This window comes from Pseudoclavibacter sp. RFBJ3 (assembly GCF_002931375.1).
GTDB lineage: Bacteria > Actinomycetota > Actinomycetes > Actinomycetales > Microbacteriaceae > Pseudoclavibacter.
Genome location: NZ_PSXZ01000020.1, coordinates 1 through 23641, shown reverse-complemented (window position 1 = coordinate 23641; position 23641 = coordinate 1). Strand labels below are relative to the sequence as shown.

General features: G+C 69.1%; 22 protein-coding genes. 8 read left to right on the top strand and 14 right to left on the bottom strand.

The window, feature by feature from the left end; all coding sequences use genetic code 11:
- Positions 1 to 93 precede the first annotated feature (93 nt).
- Positions 94 to 1038, bottom strand: a complete 945-nt coding sequence (locus tag C5E07_RS17285; protein WP_104301063.1) for a GlxA family transcriptional regulator — start codon at positions 1036 to 1038, stop codon at positions 94 to 96.
- 140 nt (positions 1039 to 1178) lie between these two features.
- Between C5E07_RS17285 and C5E07_RS17280 the strand changes: the two genes are divergently transcribed.
- A complete protein-coding gene (locus C5E07_RS17280; RefSeq protein ID WP_104301061.1) occupies positions 1179 to 1826 on the top strand; it encodes an isochorismatase family protein in 648 nt (215 codons plus the stop codon).
- A gap of 4 nt (positions 1827 to 1830) precedes the next feature.
- A complete protein-coding gene (locus C5E07_RS17275; RefSeq protein ID WP_181058144.1) occupies positions 1831 to 2682 on the top strand; it encodes an HAD family hydrolase in 852 nt (283 codons plus the stop codon).
- Between the two features lie 37 nt (positions 2683 to 2719).
- Here C5E07_RS17275 and C5E07_RS17270 read toward each other — a convergent pair whose 3' ends face one another.
- The 5 genes from C5E07_RS17270 to C5E07_RS17250 all read right to left on the bottom strand — a co-directional run bounded on the left by C5E07_RS17270 (position 2720) and on the right by C5E07_RS17250 (position 7548).
- Entirely contained in the window at positions 2720 to 3778 is a 1059-nt protein-coding gene (locus tag C5E07_RS17270; RefSeq protein ID WP_104241670.1) for a magnesium and cobalt transport protein CorA, read from the bottom strand.
- 149 nt (positions 3779 to 3927) lie between these two features.
- Positions 3928 to 4869, bottom strand: a complete 942-nt coding sequence (locus C5E07_RS17265) for an alpha/beta hydrolase (protein WP_104301057.1) — start codon at positions 4867 to 4869, stop codon at positions 3928 to 3930.
- A gap of 206 nt (positions 4870 to 5075) precedes the next feature.
- Positions 5076 to 5258: a hypothetical protein gene (locus tag C5E07_RS17260; protein WP_104301055.1), complete on the bottom strand. Its 183-nt coding sequence runs from the start codon at positions 5256 to 5258 to the stop codon at positions 5076 to 5078.
- 126 nt (positions 5259 to 5384) lie between these two features.
- Positions 5385 to 5882 carry an Asp23/Gls24 family envelope stress response protein gene (locus C5E07_RS17255; protein ID WP_104301053.1) on the bottom strand — a complete coding sequence of 166 codons (498 nt, stop codon included), beginning with the start codon at positions 5880 to 5882 and terminating at the stop codon, positions 5385 to 5387.
- A 127-nt stretch (positions 5883 to 6009) separates the two neighbouring features.
- A complete protein-coding gene (locus C5E07_RS17250; RefSeq protein WP_219820127.1) occupies positions 6010 to 7548 on the bottom strand; it encodes a GMC family oxidoreductase in 1539 nt (512 codons plus the stop codon).
- A gap of 369 nt (positions 7549 to 7917) precedes the next feature.
- On the opposite strand from C5E07_RS17250, the gene C5E07_RS17245 reads away from it, so the two are divergent.
- Entirely contained in the window at positions 7918 to 9354 is a 1437-nt protein-coding gene (locus tag C5E07_RS17245; protein ID WP_104301049.1) for a cytosine permease, read from the top strand.
- Positions 9355 to 9530: 176 nt separating this feature from the next.
- Here the strand turns inward: C5E07_RS17245 and C5E07_RS17240 are convergent, their stop codons facing one another.
- The 7 genes from C5E07_RS17240 to C5E07_RS17210 all read right to left on the bottom strand — a co-directional run bounded on the left by C5E07_RS17240 (position 9531) and on the right by C5E07_RS17210 (position 17383).
- Positions 9531 to 11537, bottom strand: a complete 2007-nt coding sequence (locus C5E07_RS17240) for a primary-amine oxidase (RefSeq protein WP_104301047.1) — start codon at positions 11535 to 11537, stop codon at positions 9531 to 9533.
- A gap of 92 nt (positions 11538 to 11629) precedes the next feature.
- Positions 11630 to 13123, bottom strand: coding sequence for an aldehyde dehydrogenase family protein (locus C5E07_RS17235; protein ID WP_104301045.1), 1494 nt, complete (start codon positions 13121 to 13123; stop codon positions 11630 to 11632).
- A gap of 190 nt (positions 13124 to 13313) precedes the next feature.
- Positions 13314 to 13796 carry a hypothetical protein gene (locus tag C5E07_RS17230; protein WP_146080640.1) on the bottom strand — a complete coding sequence of 161 codons (483 nt, stop codon included), beginning with the start codon at positions 13794 to 13796 and terminating at the stop codon, positions 13314 to 13316.
- A gap of 15 nt (positions 13797 to 13811) precedes the next feature.
- Positions 13812 to 14993 (bottom strand): M20 family metallopeptidase, encoded by a 1182-nt coding sequence (locus tag C5E07_RS17225; RefSeq protein WP_104301041.1) that lies wholly within the window; start codon positions 14991 to 14993, stop codon positions 13812 to 13814.
- Positions 14986 to 15657, bottom strand: a complete 672-nt coding sequence (locus tag C5E07_RS17220) for a DUF1028 domain-containing protein (protein WP_104301039.1) — start codon at positions 15655 to 15657, stop codon at positions 14986 to 14988. The genes C5E07_RS17225 and C5E07_RS17220 overlap by 8 nt, the downstream gene beginning before the upstream one ends.
- Complete coding sequence (locus C5E07_RS17215) at positions 15654 to 16088, bottom strand: RidA family protein (protein WP_104241681.1); 435 nt, start codon at positions 16086 to 16088, stop codon at positions 15654 to 15656. The genes C5E07_RS17220 and C5E07_RS17215 overlap by 4 nt, the downstream gene beginning before the upstream one ends.
- Positions 16085 to 17383 (bottom strand): NAD(P)/FAD-dependent oxidoreductase, encoded by a 1299-nt coding sequence (locus tag C5E07_RS17210; RefSeq protein WP_104301037.1) that lies wholly within the window; start codon positions 17381 to 17383, stop codon positions 16085 to 16087. The genes C5E07_RS17215 and C5E07_RS17210 overlap by 4 nt, the downstream gene beginning before the upstream one ends.
- 289 nt (positions 17384 to 17672) lie before the next feature.
- Here C5E07_RS17210 and C5E07_RS17205 point away from each other — a divergent pair, with 289 nt between their 5' ends.
- Positions 17673 to 18632, top strand: coding sequence for a LysR substrate-binding domain-containing protein (locus C5E07_RS17205; RefSeq protein ID WP_258064021.1), 960 nt, complete (start codon positions 17673 to 17675; stop codon positions 18630 to 18632).
- Here the strand turns inward: C5E07_RS17205 and C5E07_RS17200 are convergent.
- Positions 18629 to 19648: an aldo/keto reductase gene (locus C5E07_RS17200; protein ID WP_104301035.1), complete on the bottom strand. Its 1020-nt coding sequence runs from the start codon at positions 19646 to 19648 to the stop codon at positions 18629 to 18631. The genes C5E07_RS17205 and C5E07_RS17200 overlap by 4 nt on opposite strands.
- A 90-nt stretch (positions 19649 to 19738) precedes the next feature.
- Between C5E07_RS17200 and C5E07_RS17195 the strand changes: the two genes are divergently transcribed.
- The 4 genes from C5E07_RS17195 to C5E07_RS19270 all read left to right on the top strand — a co-directional run.
- Positions 19739 to 21721: a beta-galactosidase gene (locus C5E07_RS17195; RefSeq protein ID WP_104301033.1), complete on the top strand. Its 1983-nt coding sequence runs from the start codon at positions 19739 to 19741 to the stop codon at positions 21719 to 21721.
- A gap of 56 nt (positions 21722 to 21777) precedes the next feature.
- Positions 21778 to 22758, top strand: coding sequence for an SDR family NAD(P)-dependent oxidoreductase (locus C5E07_RS17190; RefSeq protein ID WP_104301031.1), 981 nt, complete (start codon positions 21778 to 21780; stop codon positions 22756 to 22758).
- A 45-nt stretch (positions 22759 to 22803) separates the two neighbouring features.
- Positions 22804 to 23016: a DUF5956 family protein gene (locus C5E07_RS17185; protein WP_104301029.1), complete on the top strand. Its 213-nt coding sequence runs from the start codon at positions 22804 to 22806 to the stop codon at positions 23014 to 23016.
- Positions 23017 to 23455: 439 nt separating this feature from the next.
- Positions 23456 to 23641 (top strand): hypothetical protein (locus C5E07_RS19270; RefSeq protein ID WP_146080639.1); only part of this gene is annotated, 186 nt, incomplete at its 3' end.

Below are 23641 nucleotides of genomic sequence, written 5' to 3'. Positions count from 1 at the left end.
CTTCCTTGGCACGCGCGCTCGCGGAGGGTGTGAGAAGTGAGAAATGGGAAACCGCGTTGGCGGTGCTGCTGGCGTCGGCGGCGCTGTTGGGCCTCAGCGCGCGTCGAAGCGGCGCCGGTAGCTCGACGGGGTGCTGCCGAACGCGGTCGCGAAGTTCTGGCGGAACGTGACCGGGCTCCCGAAGCCGCAGAGGGCGGCGATCTGGTCGATGGCGCGGTCGCTCGTCTCGAGCAGGCGGCGGGCTTCGTCGAGGCGACGCGACCTCACCCAAGCTGCGGGGGTCGCCCCCGTCGATTCCCGAAAGGCGCGCACGAACGACCGCTGGCTCAGGTGGGCGACGGTGGCGAGGCGGTCGACGCTGAGGTCATCCGCAAGGTGCTCGAGCACAAACGCGCACGTCGCAGCGATCGCTCCCCCTGAGGCCTCTGGCGGGACCGGGCGTTCGATGTACTGGGCTTGGTCGCCCTCACGGTGGGGTGCCACGACCAGGTGACGGGCGACTCGGTTCGCGACCTCGGACCCCAGTCTGGTTCGCACGATATGAAGGCAGGCATCGATGCCGGATGCGGTCCCCGCAGAGGTCATGACGTCGCCGTGGTCGAGGTACAGGGCGGCCGGTTGGACGTCGATGTCGGGGTGGCGCCCTGCGAGCTCTGCCGTGCTCGTCCAGTGGGTGACGGCACTGCGGCCGGCGAGGAGGCCCGCGTCGGCGAGGGCGTTCGCGCCGAGGCAGAGGCCGACGATGGGGATGCCGAGGTCGTGCTGGTCCCGCAGCATCCGGGTGAGGCCCGCTGCCGGGGGAACTCCGTCCTCGATCCAGGACGGGATGACGACGATGTCGGCGTCTGCGGCACTGCTGAGTCCTCGGATGTCGCCGATCGTGTACCCCTCGGCGGTTCGGATGGACCCTGGCTCGTCGGAGAAGAGGAACGTCTCCCAGGGCGCGGCGCCGCTGCGCGCGACCTCGTCGAAGACGAGGTGGGGCACCGAGAGGTGGAAGATCGTCGCGCCATTGAACGCGTACACGGCAATTCTCATGTCCCTGCTTTCTTTGGCGTGTTTCCATCGTAGAGAGGTTTTTCTGCCAATAGCCTCCCTCGCAGCGAAGGCAGATGATGGATGCGGGCGACGCGCCGCCGCTCCAACCCACACCCCGCACCCCAATAGGAGCGCAGATCATGACCTCCCCTCGCAGAGCACTTGTCCTCGTCGATGTCCAGCTGCAGTACTTCTCGGGGCCCCTCGAGATCCATCACCCGCCCCACGTTGATTCGCTTCCTCGCATCACGGCGACGATCGACGCCGCGGAGGCGGCGGGCATTCCGATCGCCGTCGTCCAGCACTCGTCCGGAGATCAGGCTCCCGTGTTCAACCCGACGATGCCGGAGTTCGCGCTGCACCCCGATGTCGAGGCACGACGGCGGCCCGCGTGGAAGGCGATCACGAAGCGCTTCAGCTCGGTCTTCGCCGAGACCCAGCTGCTCGCCTGGCTGCGGGCGGCTGACGTCGACACGGTGACGTTCGTCGGCTACATGACCAACAACTGCATCATCGCGTCTGCTGTGGCTGCTGAGGAACTCGGCATCGACGTGGAGGTACTCTCCGACGCGACGGGCGCGATCAACCTCGCGAACAGCGCCGGCTTTGCATCGGCGAAGACCGTGCACTCCACCCTGATGGCGCTCCTGCACTCCAATCTCGCGGCGGTCACGGCGAGCGGCGACTGGATGGCGGCCGTCGAGACGGGGCAGCCACTCCCGAAGGACAACCTGCCGACCTCGGCCGTGGCCGGTGTCGCGCGCTCGGCCCGTCAGGCTGGACAATAGTCAGGTGACGATCAGCACCACTTCTCGGCGGGCCGTGTTCCTCGACATCGACGGAACCCTGACGGACGGGCTCGGCAACGTGCCACCCTCCGCGGCGGTGGCCATCCACGCGGCCCAGTCCAGGGGTCACCTCGTCTTCCTCGCGACCGGCCGGAGCCCGCTCGAGATCGACCCCCGAGTGGAGGAGATCGGCTTCGACGGCATGGTCGCGGGCGCGGGCGCCTACGTGCAGCACGCGGGCACCTGGCTCGTGGACCTGCACCTGGACGAGGCGGACGCCCGCTCGCTGGCCGCGGAGCTGGACGATCTCGGCATCGACTACAGCCTGCAGGGGCGACACGGGATGCACACGACCGAGGGGCACCGTTCGCGCATGCGGCGCCTGCTCACGGGGTTCGGCTACACGGACATCGAGAACTCGGGCCTGCGGCACCACGTCGTCGACTCCGGCCCGATGAAGTTCGACCAGACCGCCAAGGTCGTGTTCAGCAGCGACGACGAGGCCTCCTTCGATCGAGTGCAGGCCCGACTCGGGAGCGCGTACGCGATCGTCGGCGGCACCATGCCGGGCCTCGGCAACGGCGGGGGCGAGATCTCGATGCGCGGCGTCCACAAGGCGGCGGCGATCGAGGCCCTGCTCCCCGTGCTCGGCCTCGGCATGGAGGACACGATCGCCGTCGGAGACAGCGGCAACGACCTCGAGATGCTGGTCGCGTGCGGCGTTGGCGTCGCGATGGGCAACGGGACCGCCGAGGCCAAGGCTGCCGCCGACCTCGTCACCGGGGCGGTGGACGGGGACGGACTCCACGCGGCGTTCGTGCGTCTCGGCCTCATCGAGGCGCACGCAGGCCGGTGAGCTCAAGGGCGGTCGGCGACACCTCGTCGGACACGGCCTAGAGCCACTTCTTCCATTTGAAGACCGACCAGAGGACGACGCCGAGCGCTAGCATCCCGAAGAGCGCGAGCGGGTACCCCCATTCGGCCTCGAGCTCCGGCATGTTCGTGAAGTTCATGCCGTAGACCGTGCCGACGAGGCTCGGGGCGAAGAGGATCGCCGCCCAGCTGGTGATCTTCTTGATCTCCTCGTTCTGGGCGATGCTCTGCTCGGAGAGCTTCTTCGTCTCCTCGCTCTGCGCGAGGCTGGCCTCCGAGAGTTCCCGCATGGCCTCGTTCTGCTGCTGCGTGACCAACGTGCTGTGCACGGTCAGGGCGTTCTCCAACAGCACGCGGAAGGAGTCGGCGCGCTCCGCGATGCGCAGCGAATGGTCGAGGACGTCTCGGTAGCGGGCGCGGAGCTCCTCGCTGGTGTTGTACTTCTCGGCGCCCCGCAGGAGCGCTTCGAGGATGGTTCGCAGCGGACTCGTCGCCCGCTGGAAGTTGATGACCTCACCGAGGAGCTCGTAGATGCGGCGCGTGACGCGTTCGTCGCCCGCGAAGAGCTGATCCTCGATCTCGTCGATGTCGTTCTCGAGGCCGGCGGTCACGGGGGCGTATCCGTCGACGACCTGGTCGAGCACCGAGTAGAGGACAGCCTCGGGGCCGAGGCTCAGGAGGGCGGGACTCTGCTCCATCCGGTGCCGGACGTCTCCCAGCTCCGGGCGTGCCGCGTGCCTGACCGTGACGACGAACTCGGGGCCGACGAACAGGTGGATCTCGCCGAAGTGCACCGTCTCGGTGGCATCGACGTACCAGGCGGGTCGGAGCACCACGAAGAGGGTGCTGCCGTAGCGTTCGATCTTCGGCCGCTGGTGCCCGACCCGTGCATCCTCGACGGCGAGCGGATGCAGATCGAACTCCTTGGCGACGGCGTCGAGCTCCTCGTTGCTCGGCTGGAAGAGGCCGATCCAGGCCATGCCAGCGTGCTCACGCAGCTTCTCGAACGTCTCATCGAGCGTCACAGGGGTGAAGCAGCGACGCCCCTTCACGTAGATCCCATTGTCGATCAAGGCCATGGCTGCCCTCCTAGCACGTCGGATGTCGGTGGGGCTTCCACGGCAGCTGAGCGATCAGCCGCGGACCATGGTGCCGCCCCGCCGACTGACACTACTTCCTCGCACGTCGACAACCAGCCGCCGATGCATCCACCGGCAAGCGAGAACCCTCAGAGGGAACGCGCCAGCTGCCACTCCCGGAAGTCCTGCGCGATCTCGGCGGCGTGCGTGTGGTGGAGGTAGTGCTCCCCATCCACGGGCATGACCGTGCCGTCGCTGACCTCGGCGGCCTGCCGCTCGTGGAGGCCCATCCAGTCGCCGTTGTTCGCGTTGTCGGCCTCCACGAAGAGGAGGAGCGGCAGCTGCTCCGGGAAGCTCGTGCCGAGCGCGTTCCCGAAGTTGCTCCCGAAGTGGTCCATCTCGTCGAGGTAGGTCGGGCTGAGCGAGTTCCGGTTGCTGATGAGCGTGATCTGCTCGCGAGCTTCATCGGTGTAGACGGGCTCCTCGTAGCCGACTCCCCTGACGGCGGTGATGAGTCGCATGAGGCCGAGGTTCCTGACCGCTGCGAAGAGTCCCGTCGGGAACTCCTCGTCCATGCCCGGCTGACCTGGGACGCTGGTGTCGATGCCCACGAACGCCGTCATCTCGTCGGGGTAGCGCTCGGCGAACTCGAGCCCGTAGATGCCGGCGATGGAGTGGCCCATGAGGATGTAGCGATCGACGCCGAGCTCCTGCAGCGCCGCGTGAACCTCCGCGACGACGTTCTCCGTCGTGCGCTCTCGATCCGTGCCATCGCTGAGCCCGTAGCCGAACGGCTCGACGACGATGACGCGGTGATCCCGCGCCAGGTCGTCGACCAGGGGCTGGAAGTCGAGGACCGGGGACGCCGTGCCGGAGCCGGGGAGCAGCACGATCGTGTCGGCGGCGTCGCCCGCGACGAGGACGTTCATCTGGCGACCGTCGACGTCGACCTTCTGCCCGTACTGCTCGATCCGGCCGCTCTCGATCCCAGACGCCACCGCGTGCACGACCGTCGTCGACACCAACGCGAGCGCGACCACCGTGCATACCGCCGCAACCCCGAGCAGTGCCCTCTTCACGAACTTCTTCACGCACGCCTCTCCTGCGGCGCACCACGCGCCGACCAGATGAGTCTTCCGCTCGGACTGGCCGAGCGCATCGGCCGAAGGCCTGAGTTCTGGCCTTCAGCCGATGGCGTCCTCAGGCGTGGACCGAGCGAGCGGCGACCGCGACGGCCTCTGCGACGGCGGCCGGGCTGGGCCACGGGAACGGGCGGGCTTGATGCACGGACGCAGGGTCAGCGTCGACGGCCGCGGCTGCTCGAGCTCCGCTTCGAGCGGGCACCGTGCTTTGCTTTGCCGGACTTCTTGGACTTCGCGGTGTGCTTGGCGCGGGCGTCCGCCTGCTGCTGGCGCTTCTTCTTGGCGCTGCGCTTCTTGACGACGATTCCGAGCACGAAGGTGACGATTCGCAGGAACATGGGTGACTCGCTTTCGGGGTGTGTTAACTGGCGCGGCCTGGCCGCCGATCGGCGGCCAGGCCGGCTGAGGTGATGGGTTCCGAGGCCAGGCACCCGCTTGGAGGCGCGCTGGCTTCGTGCTGCTGACTACTGGACGCGCGCTTCTGCGGGCTCTTCCTGGTTGTCGTCGCTCGGCAGGTGCACGTCGTTGATGGTGACGTTCACCTCGGTGACCTCGAGGCCGACGATCGACTCGACGGCGCGGATCACGTCGGCGCGGACGCCGTCGGCGACATCCTGCAGCGAGACCGGGTACTCAGCCACGATCGTGATGTCGACGGCGACCTGCTTCTCGCCGACCTCGACGCTCACGCCCTGGCTCTGGTCGCTCGCGTTGAGCGCATTGCGGATGGCACCGATCGCGCGGGCCGCACCGCCACCGAGGTCGTAGACCCCACGGGCTTCGCGGGCAGCGATGCCGGCGACACGGGCGACGACGCTGTCCACGACGGTCGTCGTGCCGTGGGTGGAGGCGAGCTCAGTGCCCGCGTGGCCGGACGTCACGACGCTCTTCGAGGCCGCGTCCGTCTTCGGCGCTGCCACGGTGCTGGGGGTGGCGGAAGCGTTGGGGGTGACGTTCGTCATGGGATGCTCTCCTTGGTTTCGAGCCCTGGTGCCGGTGCACCGCTGTGGGGCGTTACAAGGGAGACGTGGTCCACCGCCATTGCGTCACAAAGTTCTCGAACCTCTCGGCGAACGCTCAGGGAGGAGCTCAGCGCGCCCCGGCGTCCTCGCGGATGAAGTCGACGGCGCGCTCCGCCACCGTCATGACCGTGCCGACCGGGTTCAGCGCCGGGATCGTGGGGAACACCGACGCGTCGGCGATGCGCAGGCCCTCGATGCCGTGCACGAGCAGCCTCGAGTCGACCACCGCGAGCGCATCCCCCGCCGCGCCCATCCGTGCCGTGCAGGACACGTGGTAGACGGTCTGGTGCGTCGCGCGGAGCACTTCGGAGAGCTCGTCGTCGGACACGACGTCGGGGCCGGGGAACACCTCCCGCACGAGGTGCGAGGCGAACGGCTCCTGCTGCGCGACTCGGCGCGCGAGCTTGGCACCCTCGACGAGCATGGCCTCGTCACGGCCGTCCGCATCGGTGAAGTACCCGTAGTCGATGGACGGGGCCCCGTCGGGCGACGGGGACGTGATCCACACGCGTCCACGACTGCGCGGCTTCGCGACGTTCGGCGCGAGCGACACGTTGTTGGCCGGGATGTCCGCGCCGAACCGCTCGGCGTGCACCGTCCAGGAGTGGAGCGGGATGTGCGTCGAGATGTCGGGGACGGCGCTCTCTGGGTCGACGCGCACGACGTAGCCGGCATCCCAGCCCGTCGCGCACACCTCGGAGCGCTCGCCGCTCGCCTCCCAGACGACGAGGCCCTCCGCGTGATCCTGGAGGTTCTCGCCGACCCCGGCCAGGTCGAGGATGGGCTCAACGCCGGCAGCTCGCAGCACCTCGGCTGGGCCGATTCCGGATCGCTGCAAGAGCGCCGGGGTGTCGATGGCGCCGCAGCTCAGGACGACCTCGCGCCGCGCCGTGATCTGGTGCGCTTCGCCGCGCTCGGGCCGCATGAGGACGCCCGTGACACGGCCGCCCTCGATGGTCAGTCGCTCGACGATGGAGCTCAGCACGACCGTCAGGTTCGGCCGGTCGAGGTTGTCGTGGAGGTAGGCGCGCGAGCTCGAGGCTCGGTTGTTGCTCTCCGGGTAGTAGCCGATCTCGAAGAAGCCAGCACCCTCGACGAACTCCTCGGCATTCCACCGGCGTCGCTGCGGCAGGTCGAGCGCCGCGGCAGCGGAGGTCACCGCATCCTGGATGTACGGATTGCGGTCAGCATCCGCGACCGGAACCATCGGCGCAGCGATCCGGTCGAAGGCCCGGCTCACCTCCTCGTAGCCCCACCCCTCGACTCCCGCCGCCGCCCACTCCTCGAGGTCGCCGCGCAGGGGGCGCCAGCTGATCATGGTGTTCGCGGTCGAGCAGCCTCCGAGGATGCGCAGCCTGGCCTGACGGATGAACGAGTTGCCGCGGGCCTGCGGCACGCTGCGGTAGTCGAGGTCGTATTCGCCCTCGAGCATCTCGGCCCAGCGACGGATGCTGCCGGCTCGCGGCTCGTCGACGTCGCTGGGCCCAGCCTCGATGAGCGCGACGGTAACGCTCGGGTCCTCGCTCAAGCGCGACGCGACGATGCTCCCCGCTGTTCCGCCGCCGACGACGACGTAGTCGAACAGCTGCTGGACTTCTGCGTTCACGTGCGACTCCGCTCGGTTGATGCCGGTCTGCGACTCGGGCTCGCTCCCAGCATCCGAGCTTCGACCGTGGCGACGCAAATACGAAAGCGTGAAGACGTGCATCGCTTTCCGTGATGCAAAGTCGCCTCAACATTCCTGAAACGAATGAGAAACGTCGGGGCTCCATCCTGGGCCCTCCAGTGGATGCCGCGCGATGAACGCCGCGATCCGCCACCGCGGCGCATCTCGCGAAGCGATGCGGCTGATCGCCAATCGCTATCCACCGAGGGCCGCCGCGCGGCTAGGTTCGAAGCACGCAACCGCACTCCTTCCGCCAGATCTGAGGCCAGGACTGCGACGCGGCAACGACGCCGACCCCTGGAGTTCGCCATGCCCGAAACACCCGCAACATCCGTGGTCCAATTCGAGACCAGACACATCCTTCCCATCCCCGAGAACGAGCGGACCGGATCCGTCTGGTCGCTCTTCGCGATCTGGGTCGGCATCAACATGCTGCCCCTCACCGTCGTCACCGGGGCACTCGCAAGCGGCGGATTCGGCCTCTCGATCGGCTGGAGCATCGTCGCCATCCTGACGGGCAACCTCATCGGCGCGTTCGGTGCGGCCCTCCACGCCTCCCAGGGCCCGCACCTCGGGATCCCGCAGATGCTCCAGGCCCGTGCGCAGTTCGGCTACCTGGGCGGCAGCCTGCTGGCGGCCATCGCGCTGCTCATGTTCCTCGGCTTCTTCGCGAGCATCCTGGTCGTCGCGAAGGACAGCCTCGTCGCCGTCTTCCCCTGGCTCCCCGGCTCGCTGACCATCCCCGTGCTGGCCGTCGTCGGCATCGTCATCGCGATCGTCGGCTACGACCTGCTGCAGAAGATCATGAAGGTGCTCTCGACCCTCATCGCGGTCGCCGTCATCGTCGCGATGGTCGGGCTGCTCATGAACCCGGCGGTCACCTCGCAGCGCGCCGAGGCCGGCTTCACGACGGAGGGCTTCTTCGGGATGCTCGCCATCGGCATCGTCTGGCAGCTGGCCTATGCTCCCTACGTCTCCGACTACTCCCGGTATCTCCCCAAGAAGACGGGCCCCGCGGCTGCCTTCTGGGCGACCTACCTCGGGCTCGTCCTGAGCAGCGTGTTCGTCATGGTCCTCGGCGTGCTGCTCGGCGCCGCCAACCCGGAGAACCCGCTCGGTGCGCTCGCCGAGCTGCTCGGTCCCGTCGGCATCGTCGTGCTGCTGATCTTCGGCCTGACCGCCGCAGTCATCAACGCCGCCGAGCTGTACTCGGGTGTGATGTGCGCGCTCACCGCGGCGCAGTCGAGCTTCAGCCGCATCACGATCACGAGCCGCACCCGCGTGACGGCGACGATCATCTGCGGCGTCATCGCCACGCTGGGCGCGATGGCCGGCGACTCCGACTTCATGGTCGTCTTCCAGGGCTTCGTCGCGCTGCTGCTCTACGTGCTCATCCCCTGGTCCGCCATCAACCTCGTCGACTACTTCATCGTCCGGAAGGGCGAGTACGCCGTCGATGAGCTCTTCGAGCGCGACGGCGGACGCTACGGTCGCTGGAACGCCGTCGGCCTCGGCACCTACGCGCTCGGCCTTCTCGCGCAGGCACCGTTCATGATCTCCGCGTTCTACACGGGCCCGCTCGCGGCTCCCCTCGGGAACGTGGATGTCGCGTGGATCGTCGGCTTCGTCGTCAGCGCGGTCGCCTACCTGGTGCTCGTCAAGGTGACGAAGCGGGACGATGGCGACCTCGTGAGCGCGCCCGTCGCGGTGGACTCCACCGCTCCAGGGGCCGTCGCCAAGGGCTAGCCCCGCACGGAGAAGGACATCGGGCCCGGAGCGAGTGCACTCGCTCCGGGCCCGATTCTCGGTGTCAGCGCCGCTTCTCGGTGTCCGCCCCGACCCTCGGCGTCGGCCCCGGCTCTCGGCCCACACGCGAAGGTGCGCCACGCGGATCTCCGCGCGGCGCACCTTCGAGTCGTGGCCTACTCGGCGGGCATGCGGCCGTACCTGCGCTCCGCACTGTGCGAGCAGCAGGAGCCAGCCCCTCGTGTCGCCCAGTCGGGCACATCCAGCGCCGGGTTGCGGTCGAAGAAGCCGTACGGCTTCAGCTGGAGACGGTAGATGTCGACGGGCATGATCGGGAAGTCCTCCGGGCGCGGCAGGTGCGTTGGACCGAAGGAGTGCCAGACGACGATGTCCCCGCCGTCGACGGACTCGGCATCGTCGACATACGCGGGAAGCCCCGCGCCGCCCGCGTGCTGGTTCGGGTACTTGCCGGCCGGCCAGCGCTCGTCCTCGTGGTACTTCGTGACCCACGTGTTGTGGGCGGCGAAGGTCGCTCGCTGGTAGACGCTCGACTCGGGGTCGGCGAGCAGCGTCGGCCACCCTTCGCCGAGCAGCTCGTACTCGGTCGACTTGCCGATCGCGTTGCGGCGCGCGTTCGACCCGATGTGCCAGGTCCGTCGCACCGAGCGGTCATCGTCGAAGCCGCCCTCGGTCTCGATCCGCTCGCGAGCCCACGTGAAGGCGTTGCCGTAGGGGTTCTGCTGCCCCATTGGGATGCGTCGCACCTCAGACCTGTCGACGTAGTTGTCCGGTCCGTCGACTTCCATGTCGAGCCGCGCGCAGAAGATGTGCTGGTGCACCGGCGCGAACAGCCCCGGCGCGATCTCCAGCCGGTGCGCCTCGGACGCCCCTGGCACTCCCGAGCCGTTGAACACGAGCCCGGTCGCCTTCGCCTCCACCTCGATGGTGCCGTCGAGGTACAGGTGCCAGTAGAAGCCGTAGTCGTAGTTGCCGACCGTGGCGATGTAGGAGATGACGAGGCGCCGCTGCCGACGCACATCCGTCCCGTAGCCGAACTCGGTGTGCTTGTAGAGGATCGACGCGTCCTCCTCGTGCATGCAGATCGCCTGGGGCACGCGCATGGCATGTCCGTGGTCGTCGTGGCTCATGCCGTCGAAGTAGTGGATGACGCCGAGGCAGTCGCAGCCGAGCGCAAGCGAGTTGGCACTCTTGCCGAGGTAGTACTCGCCGGCGTCGAAGTAGCTGATCCAGTACCGGTTCCGGGAGGTGTCGCCGTAGGGCACGATCATCTCGGGAACGGAGCCGCGGTACATGATCGGTCGGCGCTCCTCGCCGTCGAGGAAGCTGAGCTGGTTGAGGACGAGCCCTTCCCGCGCGTTGAAGCCGACGCGGAACTGCCACCCCTCCCAGTCGACGAGGGAGCCGTCGACGGCGAAGCTCGGGCCTTCCGGCTGCGTGATCTCGATGGGCTTGAGCGTGGATCGCGCCGGCCCCACGTGCTCGTCGTCGTAGCGCCCTGAGGTCGCCGCGGTGACGACGTCGCCCTCGTCGAAGACGCTCACGACCTTCCCGGTCGTGAGGTCGATCGTCACGAGCAGGCCCTCGACGGGGTGCGCCCAGGCGACGTCGTCCGGGTGGTCGCGAAGGAAGGTGAGGGAGCGGATCATCCGTCGCCCGATCTCGTCCTCGTAGCCGAAGTAGCCGGGGGCCAGCGGCGAGCAGAACGCGTCTTCGATGCGATCCTCGAGGCCGCGGCGGCGCATCGCGGCCTGCCATTCCTCGCTCGACTTGGCGATCTCCATCGCGCGGTCGTACTCCTCGAAGAGGTAGGCGGGCTGCCCGTAGGGGAACTCCCCGCTTGCCACCACGTCACGGGATGCGATGACGCCGGCGTCCAGGTCGACGACGTATTCGGTGGAGACGCCCGTGTCCGTCTCGAGCACGACGTACTCGACGCGGCGGCGCAGCGGGCCGCCCTCGGTGTAGCCGCGGACGAACTCCTTGTCCGGCTCGACGGGCATGACGCTCGGGAACCGGCTCTGCTCGGTGAGGAGCCCTTCGGCCTCGAGGATGGAACGGCCGCGCTCGATCTCGGTGGCGGTGAGCGGGTCGAGCGGATGCCGGACCTCGTCGAGGTGCGACACCCGCTGACCCGTGGTGTGCAGGGGTTCTGTTGTGGTCATGAGCGCCTCCTCGCGCGGAACGACGGGGACTCTCCCCGTCGGAGATCGGGAGCACCGCTCGACCGTTGCGCGGTCGCGGTGCGGCACGCGGTTCAGCCGTGCTGGAACCAGGTGGTCTTGAGGCCGACGTAGTTGTCGATCGCGTGGCGAGACAGGTCGCGCCCGAACCCGGACTCGCGGAAGCCGCCGAACGGCGTCGTGAGGCCGAGCGCGTCGACGGTGTTGACCGAGACGGTTCCTGCGACGAGCCGGTCGGCGACACGGTGCGCCCTGGCGAAGTTCGAGGTCCAGACCGAGGCCGCGAGGCCGTAGGCGGAGTCGTTCGCCTGGCGGACAGCGTCATCCTCGTCGTCGAAGGCGATGATGGTGGCGACGGGCCCGAAGAGCTCGTCGACGACAAGCGGGTGCTTCGCGTCGAGGCCTGCCACCGCGGTGGGCGCGTAGAACGCCCGCGACGCTCCGCGCTCGATGCGCTCGCCGCCGAAGAGGATGTCGCCAGCCGAGCGTCCAGCATCCACGGCACGCTCGATGTCGTCCGTGTGGGACTCGTTCACGAGCGCCCCGCCGCCGGTCGACCAGTCGAGGGGATCCCCGGGAGCGTAGGAGCTGGCGGCGAGCCGGAAGGCGGAGATGAAGGCGTCGAGCACGGGGCGCTGCACGTAGATGCGGGAGTTCGCCGAGCACACCTCACCCTGGTTGTAGAAGGCGCCGAAGGCCGCCTTCTCGGCCGCGAGCTCGACCGACTCGACGTCGGCGAACACGAGGTTCGCGCTCTTGCCGCCAGCTTCGAGCGAGAGGCGCTTCATGTTGCTCTCGCCGGACGCCACGAGCAGTCGCTTCGAGACCGCAGTGGATCCGGTGAAGGTCAGGGCGTCGACGCCACGGTGCCGTGCGAGAGCTTCGCCGACGACGCGGCCGGAGCCCGTGACGACGTTCAGGACACCGGCGGGCACCCCTGCCTCGACGGCGAGCTCCGCCAGCAGGAGCGCGGTCAGCGACGACTCAGAAGCCGGCTTCAGGACGACGCTGTTCCCGACCGCGAGCGCGGGCGCGATCTTCCAGCAGGCGATCTCCATGGGGTAGTTCCACGGCGTGATGGCGGCGACGACGCCGAGCGGCACGCGCGAGACGACCGCGGTCGATCCAGGGGGCGTCGATGGCACCTCGTCGCCGAGCTTGTCCGCGAGTTCCGCGTACCAGCGGATGGTCGCGACGGAACCGGGAACATCCACGGTCATGGACTGCCCGATCGGCTTGCCCATATCGAGGGTCTCGAGGAGGGCGAACTCCTCGGCGCGGAGCTCGACGAGGTCCGCCCAGCGCTGCATGATCAGGCCCCGGTCGGCGGCGGCGAGGCCGCTCCACGTGCCGGCCTCGAACGAGGCCCTGGCCGTCGCGACGGCACGCTCGGTGTCCTGCGTGGTCCCGGCGGCGACTGCGGCGAACGCCTGGGCCGTCGCGGGGTTGATGCTGGAGACGACGCCGCCGTCCGACGCGTGGGCGCGGACGCCGGCGATGAAGAGGCGCCCATCTGGCGTGAGGGACTGAGAGCGGGCGTGCCAGTCGATCGAGGTGGGCTCTTCCATCTGCGTCTCCATTCGTCGGGGGCACTCGGGTCGTGCTCTGGAATGCTCAGCGGTGTCGTCGACCCGCGCGTGGCCGAGCGACATCGCTGTCGGTGGTGCATCCACACTGCGTCACGTCGGCACATCTACCAAGCACACGATTTCGATCTACTGCATCTGCATCTTCGATGCCGACCTGTCGCAGGCAGGCTCACCCGGCGAGCGTCGCCACGAGCATCCAGGCCACCATCGTCGCGTTGACGGCGAACGACACCTGCCCGAGCCTCGGACCCATGGCGAGGTCTCGCCACAGCAGCCCGCGTGCCGTCAGCCAGGCGAACGCCGTCGCGGCGGCGATCAGGTGCGCGAGCTGCACACTCCCCTGGCTCCCGTGGTGCGACGACGCCAGCGTCGCCTCGCCGGCGTGGCCCGCGAGGAAGCCGGCCACGAGCAGCGCGAGCATGGCAAGCTCGTCCACGAGGGCCGGCAGGTACTGGCCGTCCCTCCGGCATCGACGGGCGGTCGCCATGCAGAGCAGGTAGATCAGCACCGCTCCCCCGACGTGCAGCATCGGCTCGTGCGCACTCACGAGGCACGGGATCATCGCGACGAGCATGACCGCGTGGTGCATCCACCAGGAGGCTCCCGGTCGTTGCCCCGTGGTCCGCGGGATGCCCCTCACCATGGTGCTCATGAGCGAGGCGGGGCGTCAGCCCTCGCCGAGGCCGTCCGAGCGGGACGCGGATGCTGCGGCGGACGCGACATCGATGACCGTCCAGGCGATCAGCACCGACGCATCCACCAGCGCACGCTCGGCGGCGGGCCCGACGCAGGCCGCTGCGAACTCCTTCTGGTGATTGGCGAAAGGCAGCGAGTCGACGCCGATGTACGGGTGGATCGCGGGGACGAGCTGCGAGACGTTGCCCATGTCGGTGGAGGCGCGGTTCATGCGACCGGCAGTCGACGGGTCGGCGAAGACCCGACCGCGGGCGATCGCGTTGGCCGTGTACGCCGCGAGCGCCTGCTCGTCGGTCCGGAACTCCGCGTATGGCTTGCTCTCCGGCTCGATGCGCAGCGTGCTGCCGCTCGCCAGCGCCCCCGCCTCGAAGCAGCGGTTCACGCGCTCCTCGAGCCGGTGCAGCTCCTCGAGCGTGTTGGCGCGCACGTACCAGCGCCCCTCCGTGTGCTCGGGGATCGCGTTCGGCGCGAACCCGCCGACGGTCTGGATCCCGTGGACGCGCGTGTCGGCGGGCAGCTGCTGTCGGAGCAGCCCGAGCGCGAGCTGCGCGATGAGGAACGCGTCGTTCGCGTTGACGCCCTCGTCCGGATACGCCGCGGCGTGCGCCGAGACCCCCTCGTACGTGATGTGGCTGTGGGAGACCGCGAACGGCCTCGCCTCGGCGACGTCGACGGGGGCAGGATGCACCATGATCGCGAGGTCGAGGTCGGCGAACGCTCCGGCCTCGATGAGCTCGATCTTTCCTCCGCCGCCTTCTTCCGCGGGTGTCCCGTAGACGCGCACCGTCACGCCGAGCTCCTCGGCGAGCGGGAGGAGCGCGAGGCCCGCTCCGACCGCGGAGGCCGCGATCAGGTTGTGGCCGCACGCGTGCCCGAGTCCCGGGAGGGCGTCGTACTCGGCCATGATGCCGATCTTGAGCGGCCCCGTGCCGTACTCGGCGAGGATGGCCGTCGCGAAGCCGAGGTAGGCGCGTTGCACCGCGAAGCCCGCATCCTCCAGCGCGGTCGCGACCCACTCGGCTGCCTGGTGCTCCTGCCACGCGGTCTCCGGGTTGGCGTGCAGACGCTCGGAGAGCGCGATGAGCGACGGCGCCGCCTCCGAGACGCGCTCATCTGCGCGGCGCTTGGCGTCCTCCACGGTGAGGTCACTCATCTCCGGGCACCCCATAGGAGGGAGCCGCCGTCGGGTCGATGCCGCGGGAGACGTAGTCGTCGCGCTGCGGCAGCCAGACCTCGAGGAGGTCACCGAGCTCGGCGACAGGGTCGGCGTCCGTCCAGTCGACCCGAAGGTCGGTCACCCGCCAGCCAGCGGCCCGAACCACGGAGAGCCCCGCCGAGTGCACCGGCCCAGCCTCGCCGCCGGCCGCGATGGCCGCCCGCAGCGCAGCGAGCAGCCGCTCCTCCAGCTCGCCCTCGGCGCTGCCGAAGGCGGCCACCATGAGGTCTGGAATCGTGGCCGCTGCGAGCATGTTTCCGCCCGCGGCGACCCCCTGGCCCTGGCTGTCGCCGAAGATGCCGAGCGCCCGGCCGCCCGAGTAGACGGCCGACCCGCCAGCCGCATCCACGACCAGCAGCTGCCGGTACTCGATGTGCTCCGTCTGCGCGGTGACGGTGTCGAGCGCCTCCTGAGCCGACGCGCCCGTGCGCAGCGCCTCGAGCAGGATCGGTCCGAGCCTCGGGTCGGTCACGTTCTGCGAGTTGACGGCACCAACGCCATCGGCAAGGTGCGTGCACCGCGCGGCCACGGCAGGCGACGACGAGCAGATCGCGGAGCCGAGGGCTCCCGTCTCGTCTCTGGCCACGATGGAGAACGTCACTGGGCATCCCCGTCCGCCGGCGTGCTGATGACGGCCGTCGCGTCGATCTCGACGAGCCACTCGGGGCGCGCGAGGGCGCTCACCACGATGCCGGTCGACACGGGATGCACGCCCTTCAGCCACCGCCCCATGACGCGATAGACGGGCTCCCGGTAGCGCGGGTCGATGATGTAGACGGTCACCTTCACGATGTCGTCGAGCGACGAGCCTGCCTCGTCGAGCAGCATGGCGATGTTCGCCATCGCCTTCTCCGCCTGCGCCTCGACATCGCCGATCCCGACGGACTCGCGCGACTCCAGGTCCTGGCCGATCTGCCCGCGCAGGTAGACGACTCCGCCGGCCACGACCGCCTGACAGAGGTCGTTGTCGAGGTTCTGCTCGGGATAGGTCACCTTCGTGTTGAAGGGGCGGATGCGGGTGTGCGTGGTCATCGCGAAGCTCCGATCGAGGCGGGGACGGGGGCGCTGCTGGTACTGGGTTCCGTGCGGTAGTCGGCGTAGCCGCGCTGGATCATGATCTGGTCGGCGACGTAGCTCGCGTCGTGCCAGACGCCCCAGATGAAGCTCGAGCCGCGCCGGGACTGCCACGGCAGGCCGAGGAAGTAGATGCCGGGTTCCGTCGAGACGCCACGCTGCTGCTTGGGGCGACCGCGCTCGTCCACGGCCTCGACCGGCAGCCAGCTGTAGTCGACGGCGAAGCCGGTCGCCCAGATGATCGAGGTGATGCCTGCCTCAGCCAGGTCGAGCTGTGCGAGCGGATGCTCGACGCACTCCGGGATGGGACCGAAGACGCGCGCTTCCGGCTCCTCCGGGAGGTCCATCCCGTTGCGCGCGATGAACGCATCCGCCTCGTCGAGGACGGACAGGTAGTTGGCGTCGCCGTCGGCGATGTTCTTGGCCAGGTCCGGCCCGAAGCTGATGACCCCGCCCTCGCAGCTGTTCGTGCGACCGACGAGCGTGATGCCGCTCGCCGCGAGCGCACGGAAGTCGACCGTGTGCCCGCCTCTCGCGCCGCTGACGGCGATCGTCACATGCTCCGCGCCGCGAGGCGGCGCCGAGGCCTCCCACTTGCCGAGCACGCCGAGCCACCAGACGAAGTCGCGGTCCCGGTAGGCACGCGGCGGGCGGTCGTGGGGGCCGACGGAGAGGAAGACCTCCCGGCCGGAGCGGCGCAGCTCATCGGCGATCTGCACGCCGGAGGAGCCTGCGCCGACCACGAGGACCGCACCGTCGGCCAGCTGCTCCGGGTTGCGGTACGCGCTCGAGTGGAGCTGCTCGATGCCGGTCTCAGCCGGCACAATCGCCGGGAACACGGGCCGCTGGAATGGCCCGGTGGCGGCCACGACGTAGCGCGCATCGACCTGGCCTTCGCTCGTCTGCACGTGGAAGCCGGGAACGCCCTCGCGCCTGCGCACCTCGGTGACCTCGACTCCGCAGCGGACCGGGGCGCCGAAGCGCTCCGCGTACTGCTCGAAGTAGTCGGCCATCTGGTCCTTGGTCGCGAACGCGTCAGGCGCGACGCCCTCGATCTCCATCGACGGGAACCGGTCGTGCCAGGCCGGCCCGTTGGCGACGAGCGAATCCCAGCGGCCCGTCCGCCACCGCTCGGCGACGCGCTCCCGCTCGATCACGAGGTGCGGCACCCCACGTCTCGTCAGGTGCTCGCTCATCGCGACTCCGGCCTGGCCGGCACCCACGACGAGCACTTCCGTCTCCTGGAACGACATACGAACCTCCATGCTGGCGAAGAAACTCGCTCGCGAGCCACACCCCGGCCGAAGCCGGAAGCACCTGATCGCTGGGCGGCCACGTCGTCCGCCCCGAGTGACTCCCACCAAACCCCACCGCGGAAGTGGCGGCAAATATGCGTTGCCGAGGCAGTCCATCGAATCTCTTGATGTGGGTCCGTCATCGCCGGGAATCTCGGGCCACGAGGGCTTCTCGGCTTCCCAGAACGGCATCAGAATTCGTGAACTGCAGCGTCGCTCACATCATCAGTCGAGATACCATCCGTGCATGGCCAGATCCAGCCGCTTCGACATGACCCTCACCCAGCTGCAGTACTTCGTCGCCGCCGCGACCAAGCAGTCGATGACCGAGGCGTCCCTCGACCTGCACGTCGCGCAGTCCGCCGTCTCGACGGCCATCGCCCAGCTCGAGCGGTCGCTCGGCGTGCAGCTCTTCATCCGCCAGCGCAGCAAGGGACTCGCACTGACGGATGCGGGCACGCAGCTGCTCCGCGACGCGCAGCCGCTCCTCGCCCAGGTCGACGAGGTCGCCGACAACGTGCGCGGTCACCACACCTCCGTGCGCGGGACCCTGCGCCTCGCCTGCTTCGTCACGCTGGCCCCCTTCGTGCTCCCCAGGCTCATCTCCCGGGTCAAGGAGGAGCACCCCGAGCTGCAGATCGAGATCATCGAGGCCGATGTCGACGGCACGGTCGAGCTCCTCCTCAACGGCTCGGTGGAGGGGGCGATCGCCTACGACTTCGGGGCGGTGCATGACCTCACGTTCGACCACCTGTACGCGTCGCCGCCGCACATCATCCTGCCCGTCGATCATCACCTCGCGCAGCGGAAGCGGATCAAGCTGGCGGAGCTCGCCGAGGAGGACCTGATCCTCCTCGACATCGCCCACTCGCGCGACTACTTCCTCGGCATGCTGGCCGACGCGGGCGTGCACCCCGCCGTGCGCTACAGCTCGAGGAGCTACGAGACCGTTCGCTCGCTCGTCGCGCGCGGGCACGGGTTCTCGATCCTCAACCACCGCCCGGAGATGCCGCAGACCTACGACGGAGGCGAACTCGTCTCGGTGCCGATCGCCGAGAAGGTCGCGCCCCTCGACGTCTGCTTCGTGCGCCTCTCCGAAGTCAAGCCGAGCGCCAAGGTCCGTGTCATCGCGAAGCTCGCACGCGAGCTCTTCGGGACGACAGCCGACGCCAGCTTAAGCGAGCCCCCGCGTTCGGCCAGACGCTAGACAGAGCCATCCACAGCGAAGGGCTCGATCGCGCCGAGCTCGGCCTCGGTCAGCGCCGGTGCTTCCAGCGCGGCCACGTTCTGCTCGAGCTGCCCGACGCTCGACGCGCCGATGAGCGCGCTCGTCACCTGCGGGTGCCGGAGCACCCAGCTCAGCGCGAGCTGCGCCAGGCTCTGCCCGCGCCCCGCTGCGATGTCGTTCAGCGCGCGGGCCCGGGCGAGGTACTCGGCGTCGATTCCATCGGCAGACAGGAACCTGGACGTCGCGGCCCGCGAGGTCTCCGGCACGTCACCACCGAGGTAGCGGTCGGTGAGGAGCCCCTGCGCAAGCGGGGAGAACACGATCCCGCCGGCCCCGACCTCATCCAGCACCGGCAGCAGGCCCCGCTCGATGTGGCGGTCGAACATCGAGTACCTGGGCTGGTGGATGGTGAGCGGGATGCCGTGGCCCGCGAGGAGGCGCGCCGCCTCGCGCGTCTGGGCGGGGTCGTAGTTCGAGACGCCGACGTAGAGGGCCCGTCCGGAGTCGACCGCCGTGGCGAGTGCCCCCATCGTCTCTTCGAGCGGCGTCTCCGGGTCGAATCGGTGCGAGTAGAAGATGTCGACGTAGTCGAGGCCCAGGCGGCCGAGCGACTGGTCGAGCGAGGCGAGCACGCTCTTGCGTGACCCCCACTCTCCGTATGGCCCCGACCACATGGCGTAGCCCGCCTTCGAGGAGACGAGGATCTCGTCGCGGTGGGCGGCGAGGTCCTGCGCGAAGATCCGGCCGAAGTTCTCCTCGGCCGAGCCGGGCGGCGGGCCGTAGTTGTTCGCCAGGTCGAAATGGGTGATGCCGAGGTCGAACGCCCGGCGCAGGATCGCCCGCTGCGTCTCGAGGGGCCGCTCCCGCCCGAAGTTGTGCCAGAGGCCGAGGGAGAGCTCTGGGAGCTTCAGCCCGCTCCTCCCGGAACGGCTGTAGCGCATCCGCTCGTACCGGTCGGGGGCGGCCTCGTAGGCGGGGCGCGATTCGTCGGTCATGCACCGATTCAGCCACTTTCACTTTCGTAAGTCAATGGCGCGCCTGATTTACGATGACGTAAGCTCTCTCGGGTGAACACATCGACGTGGATGCCCGGCCCCCAGAAGATCCGCTTCGGCGGCGACTACAACCCCGAGCAGTGGCCTCGTGAAGTGTGGGACGAGGACATCCGCCTCATGCGCGACGCCGGCATCAACCTCGTCAGCATCGGCATCTTCTCGTGGGCCCTCATCGAGCCAGAGGAGGGCGTCTACGACTTCACGGTGCTCGACGACATCATCGGACTGCTCCACGCCGCCGGTATCGACGTCGACCTCGCGACGCCGACCGCCTCCCCGCCCGCCTGGTTCTACCGGAAGTATCCGCACACGAGGGCCGTCACTCGCGACGGCGTCCCCCTGGCCTTCGGCTCGCGCGGCATCGTCAGCCCAAGCTCCCCGGAATACCGCCTCGCGGCGACGGCCATCGCGGCGAAGCTCGCAGAACGCTACGCGCAGCACCCGGCAGTCGTGCTCTGGCACGTGCACAACGAGTACGGCGCCCCGATCACGGAGAGCTACGACGACGCCTCCGTCACCGCGTTCCGCGCCTGGCTGCAGGACCGCTACGCCACACTCGACACCCTCAACGCGGCCTGGGGCACGAACTTCTGGGGACAGCGCTACGGCTCCTGGGACGAGATCGACGCCCCTCGCACCTCGGGAACGGCGAGCAACCCCGCCCATCGCCTCGACTTCCATCGCTTCAGCTCGGCGGCGCTGCTCGAGTGCTTCAAGGCCGAACGCGACGTGATCCGCGAGCACGCCCCGCAGCCGATCACCACGAACTTCATGGCAGGCATCTGCCCGAGCGTCGACCTGTGGCAGTGGGCCGACGAGGTCGACATCGTCGCCAACGACCACTACCTCACCGCCGAGCAGGACGACAACCACATCCAGCTCTCACGCGCCGCCGACCTGACGCGCTCGCTCGCCCGAGGCAAGCCGTGGATCCTCATGGAGCACTCGACCTCCGCCGTGAACTGGCAGCCCCGCAACATCGCCAAGCGCCCGGGCGAGATGCGGCGCAACAGCCTCGCGCACGCGGCCCGTGGCGCCGACGCGGTGCTGTTCTTCCAAGTGCGGGCAGGACAGAAGGGCGCAGAGAAGTTCCACTCAGCCCTCATCCCCCAGGCCGGCGAGGCATCGCGGAAGTGGCGCGAGTCGGTCGCGCTCGGAGCCGCCCTGACCGCCCTCGCCCCGATCCTCGGGTCCCGAGTTCACGCTCGGGTCGCGATCGCCTGGGACTGGACCTCCTTCTGGGCGCAGGACCTCGACTGGCGGCCGTCCGTCGACCTCGACCACCGGGAACGGGTCGAAGCGTTCTACTCGGCGCTCTGGCGCCGCGGCGTGACGGTCGACTTCGTCCACCCCGCCGCCGACGTCACCGGTTACGACGTCGTGTTCGCCCCCTCCCTGTACCTCATCGAGGACGACGCCGCCGCCAACCTCCGCGATTACGCCTCAGGAGGCGGCACGCTCGCCTTCTCCTACTTCTCCGGCATCGTCTCGAGCAACGACGACGTGCCGACCGGCCCATACCCGGGGCAGCTCCGCGACGTGCTCGGACTTGTCATCGAGGAGTTCCTCCCCCTGCGCGCCGGGGAGCGGACGACGCTCGCCGACGGATCGATAGGCCGTGTCTGGAGCGACGACATCGAGCTCCAGGGCGCACACAGCGTCACCGACTTCGCCGACGGGCCCGGCGCGGGCCGACCGGCGATCACCCGGAACAGCTTCGGAGAGGGCACCGCCTGGTACCTCTCCACCGCGCTCGACGGTGCAGACCTCGACGGGTTCGTCACGGCCGTGCTCGACAGCGCCGACTCCCCATACTCACCGATCAGCGACCTCGAGACCGTCGTGCGCCACGGCGACGGCACCGACTACGTGTTCCAGATCAACCACGGGGCGCTGGATGCGGGCGCGGGCACCGTCGGGCACGACCTCCTCGCCGACAGGGCGGTGAGCTCCGACGACACCGTCCCGGGCGGGAGCGTCCGCGTCGTCGCCGTTCCGCGCGCCGACGACTGACGGGCGCACTCCGAAACGGTCAGGGTCTCGTCACGGCGCGCTGATAGGAACGAGTCATGACACCCCAGACGACACCCGCGTTCGGCACGCCTCAGTTCGAGGCGAGCTCGACGGCCCTCGACGTCATCGAGGGTATCGACCTCACCGGCAGGACCGCGCTCGTGACTGGAGCGAGCTCCGGCATCGGCGTCGAGACGGCCCGCGCGCTCGCCTCGGCGGGTGCGGCGGTGACGCTCGCCGTCCGCGACCTCGACGCCGGCGAGCGCACCGCGGCCGACATTCGCGCATCCACCGGCAACCCAGACGTGCGCGTCGAGCACCTGGACCTCGCCGACCTCGCGACCGTGCAGAGGCTCGCCCAGGCCTGGACCGGGCCCCTGCACCTGCTCGTGAACAACGCCGGCATCATGCACACCCCGGAGCTCAGAACCCCGGGCGGCTGGGAGCTGCAGTTCGCCGTCAACCACCTCGGGCACTTCGCGCTCGCCAATGCGCTGCTGCCCGCCCTCACCGAGGCGGGGAACGCGCGCGTCGTGGTCGTGAGCTCGAGCGGGCACGCCTCGAGCGGCATCCGCTTCGACGACCCCTTCTTCGTCAGGGACGACTACGACTCCGGACTCGCATACGGGCAGTCGAAGACCGCGAACGTGCTCTTCGCGCTCGAGGCGACACGTCGCTGGGCCGACCGCGGCGTCACGGCCGCGGCGGTCATGCCCGGCGGGATCTGGACGAACTTGCAGCGACACTGGGACCCCGAGGTGCTCGCCGACATGAAGCGACGCTTCCCGACCAAGACACCCGAGCAGGGCGCCGCGACGTCCGTGTACGTCGCAACCCGCGCCGAGCTCGGACCCGGCACGCCGGCCTACTACGAGGACTGCCACCCGGCGCAGCTCGTCGAGGAGGTCACCGACGGCGTGCACGGCGTCGTCCCGCACGCCGTCGACCCTGATGCCGCTCGCAGACTCTGGGAGCTCTCAGAGTCACTCCTCGCGGACGAGGCCTCCAGGCCCGCCGAGCCAGAGCTTCCGACCTGAACCTGGAGCGAATTCCCGACGGAGAGCCCCCGAGCCGGAACGCGTGTGCACCTCGACCTGAACGGATGGACGGCACTCATCGCCTACCTGGCTGGCCCCGAGTACATGTGCCAGCGGCCCGCGACATACCCGACGCACAGCCCAGACGGCCACCCATTGGAGCCCGCTACGGAAGAGATCCGCGCGATCATCCACGAGATGACCGCCGAATACCTCGCCCATGCAGGTGTTCACGAGCAGCCTTTCGGCGTCGACTGAGAGATCAGCCTGCCTGCAGGCGTCGACGAGGGCAGGCTGAACGGCACGTGCACGGCTGCCCACCACGCGATCGACCCGAACAACGGACGCCTCGCGGCCCAGCGAATGCTGACCGTGCTCCGAGAGCTGCTGGCTGAACCGGCACGGGAGTAGGCGCGGAAGTCGGTACGAAGGTGGGCGCGCGAGCCCGCGATGGCGCGGGGTCGGAATGTCGTCGCGGGCGCTTGCCCCAGATCAGCATGTGCGCGAAGGAACTTTGTGAATCTTGTTTCACCTTATCGTGAGAGGTCTCGTCGAACACAGATACCAATACTGGTCAAGTCGAGTACGTGCAGTTTCTGGGGATAACTTTCGTAAGCGCCCGCGTTCGACACTGAGGGCCTGAAAAAGTTATGCACAAACCTCCTCAAGATCGGACCGGTCCGGTAGACTTGGGTCCATGCAACAGCACCGCAGCAACGACGTGGCCGATCCGGGGTTCGACCCTTTGGACCCGGCTTCTGTCGCGGCTCGTCGCTCGGAGATTCTCGCGATGGAGGAAGCAGCCGCGGCGATGCTCGCGGCCGGCGCCGCCCTGCAGCTGCGAGCCCACGCGGCCGCGTACGACTTCGGGCACGCCCTCGAT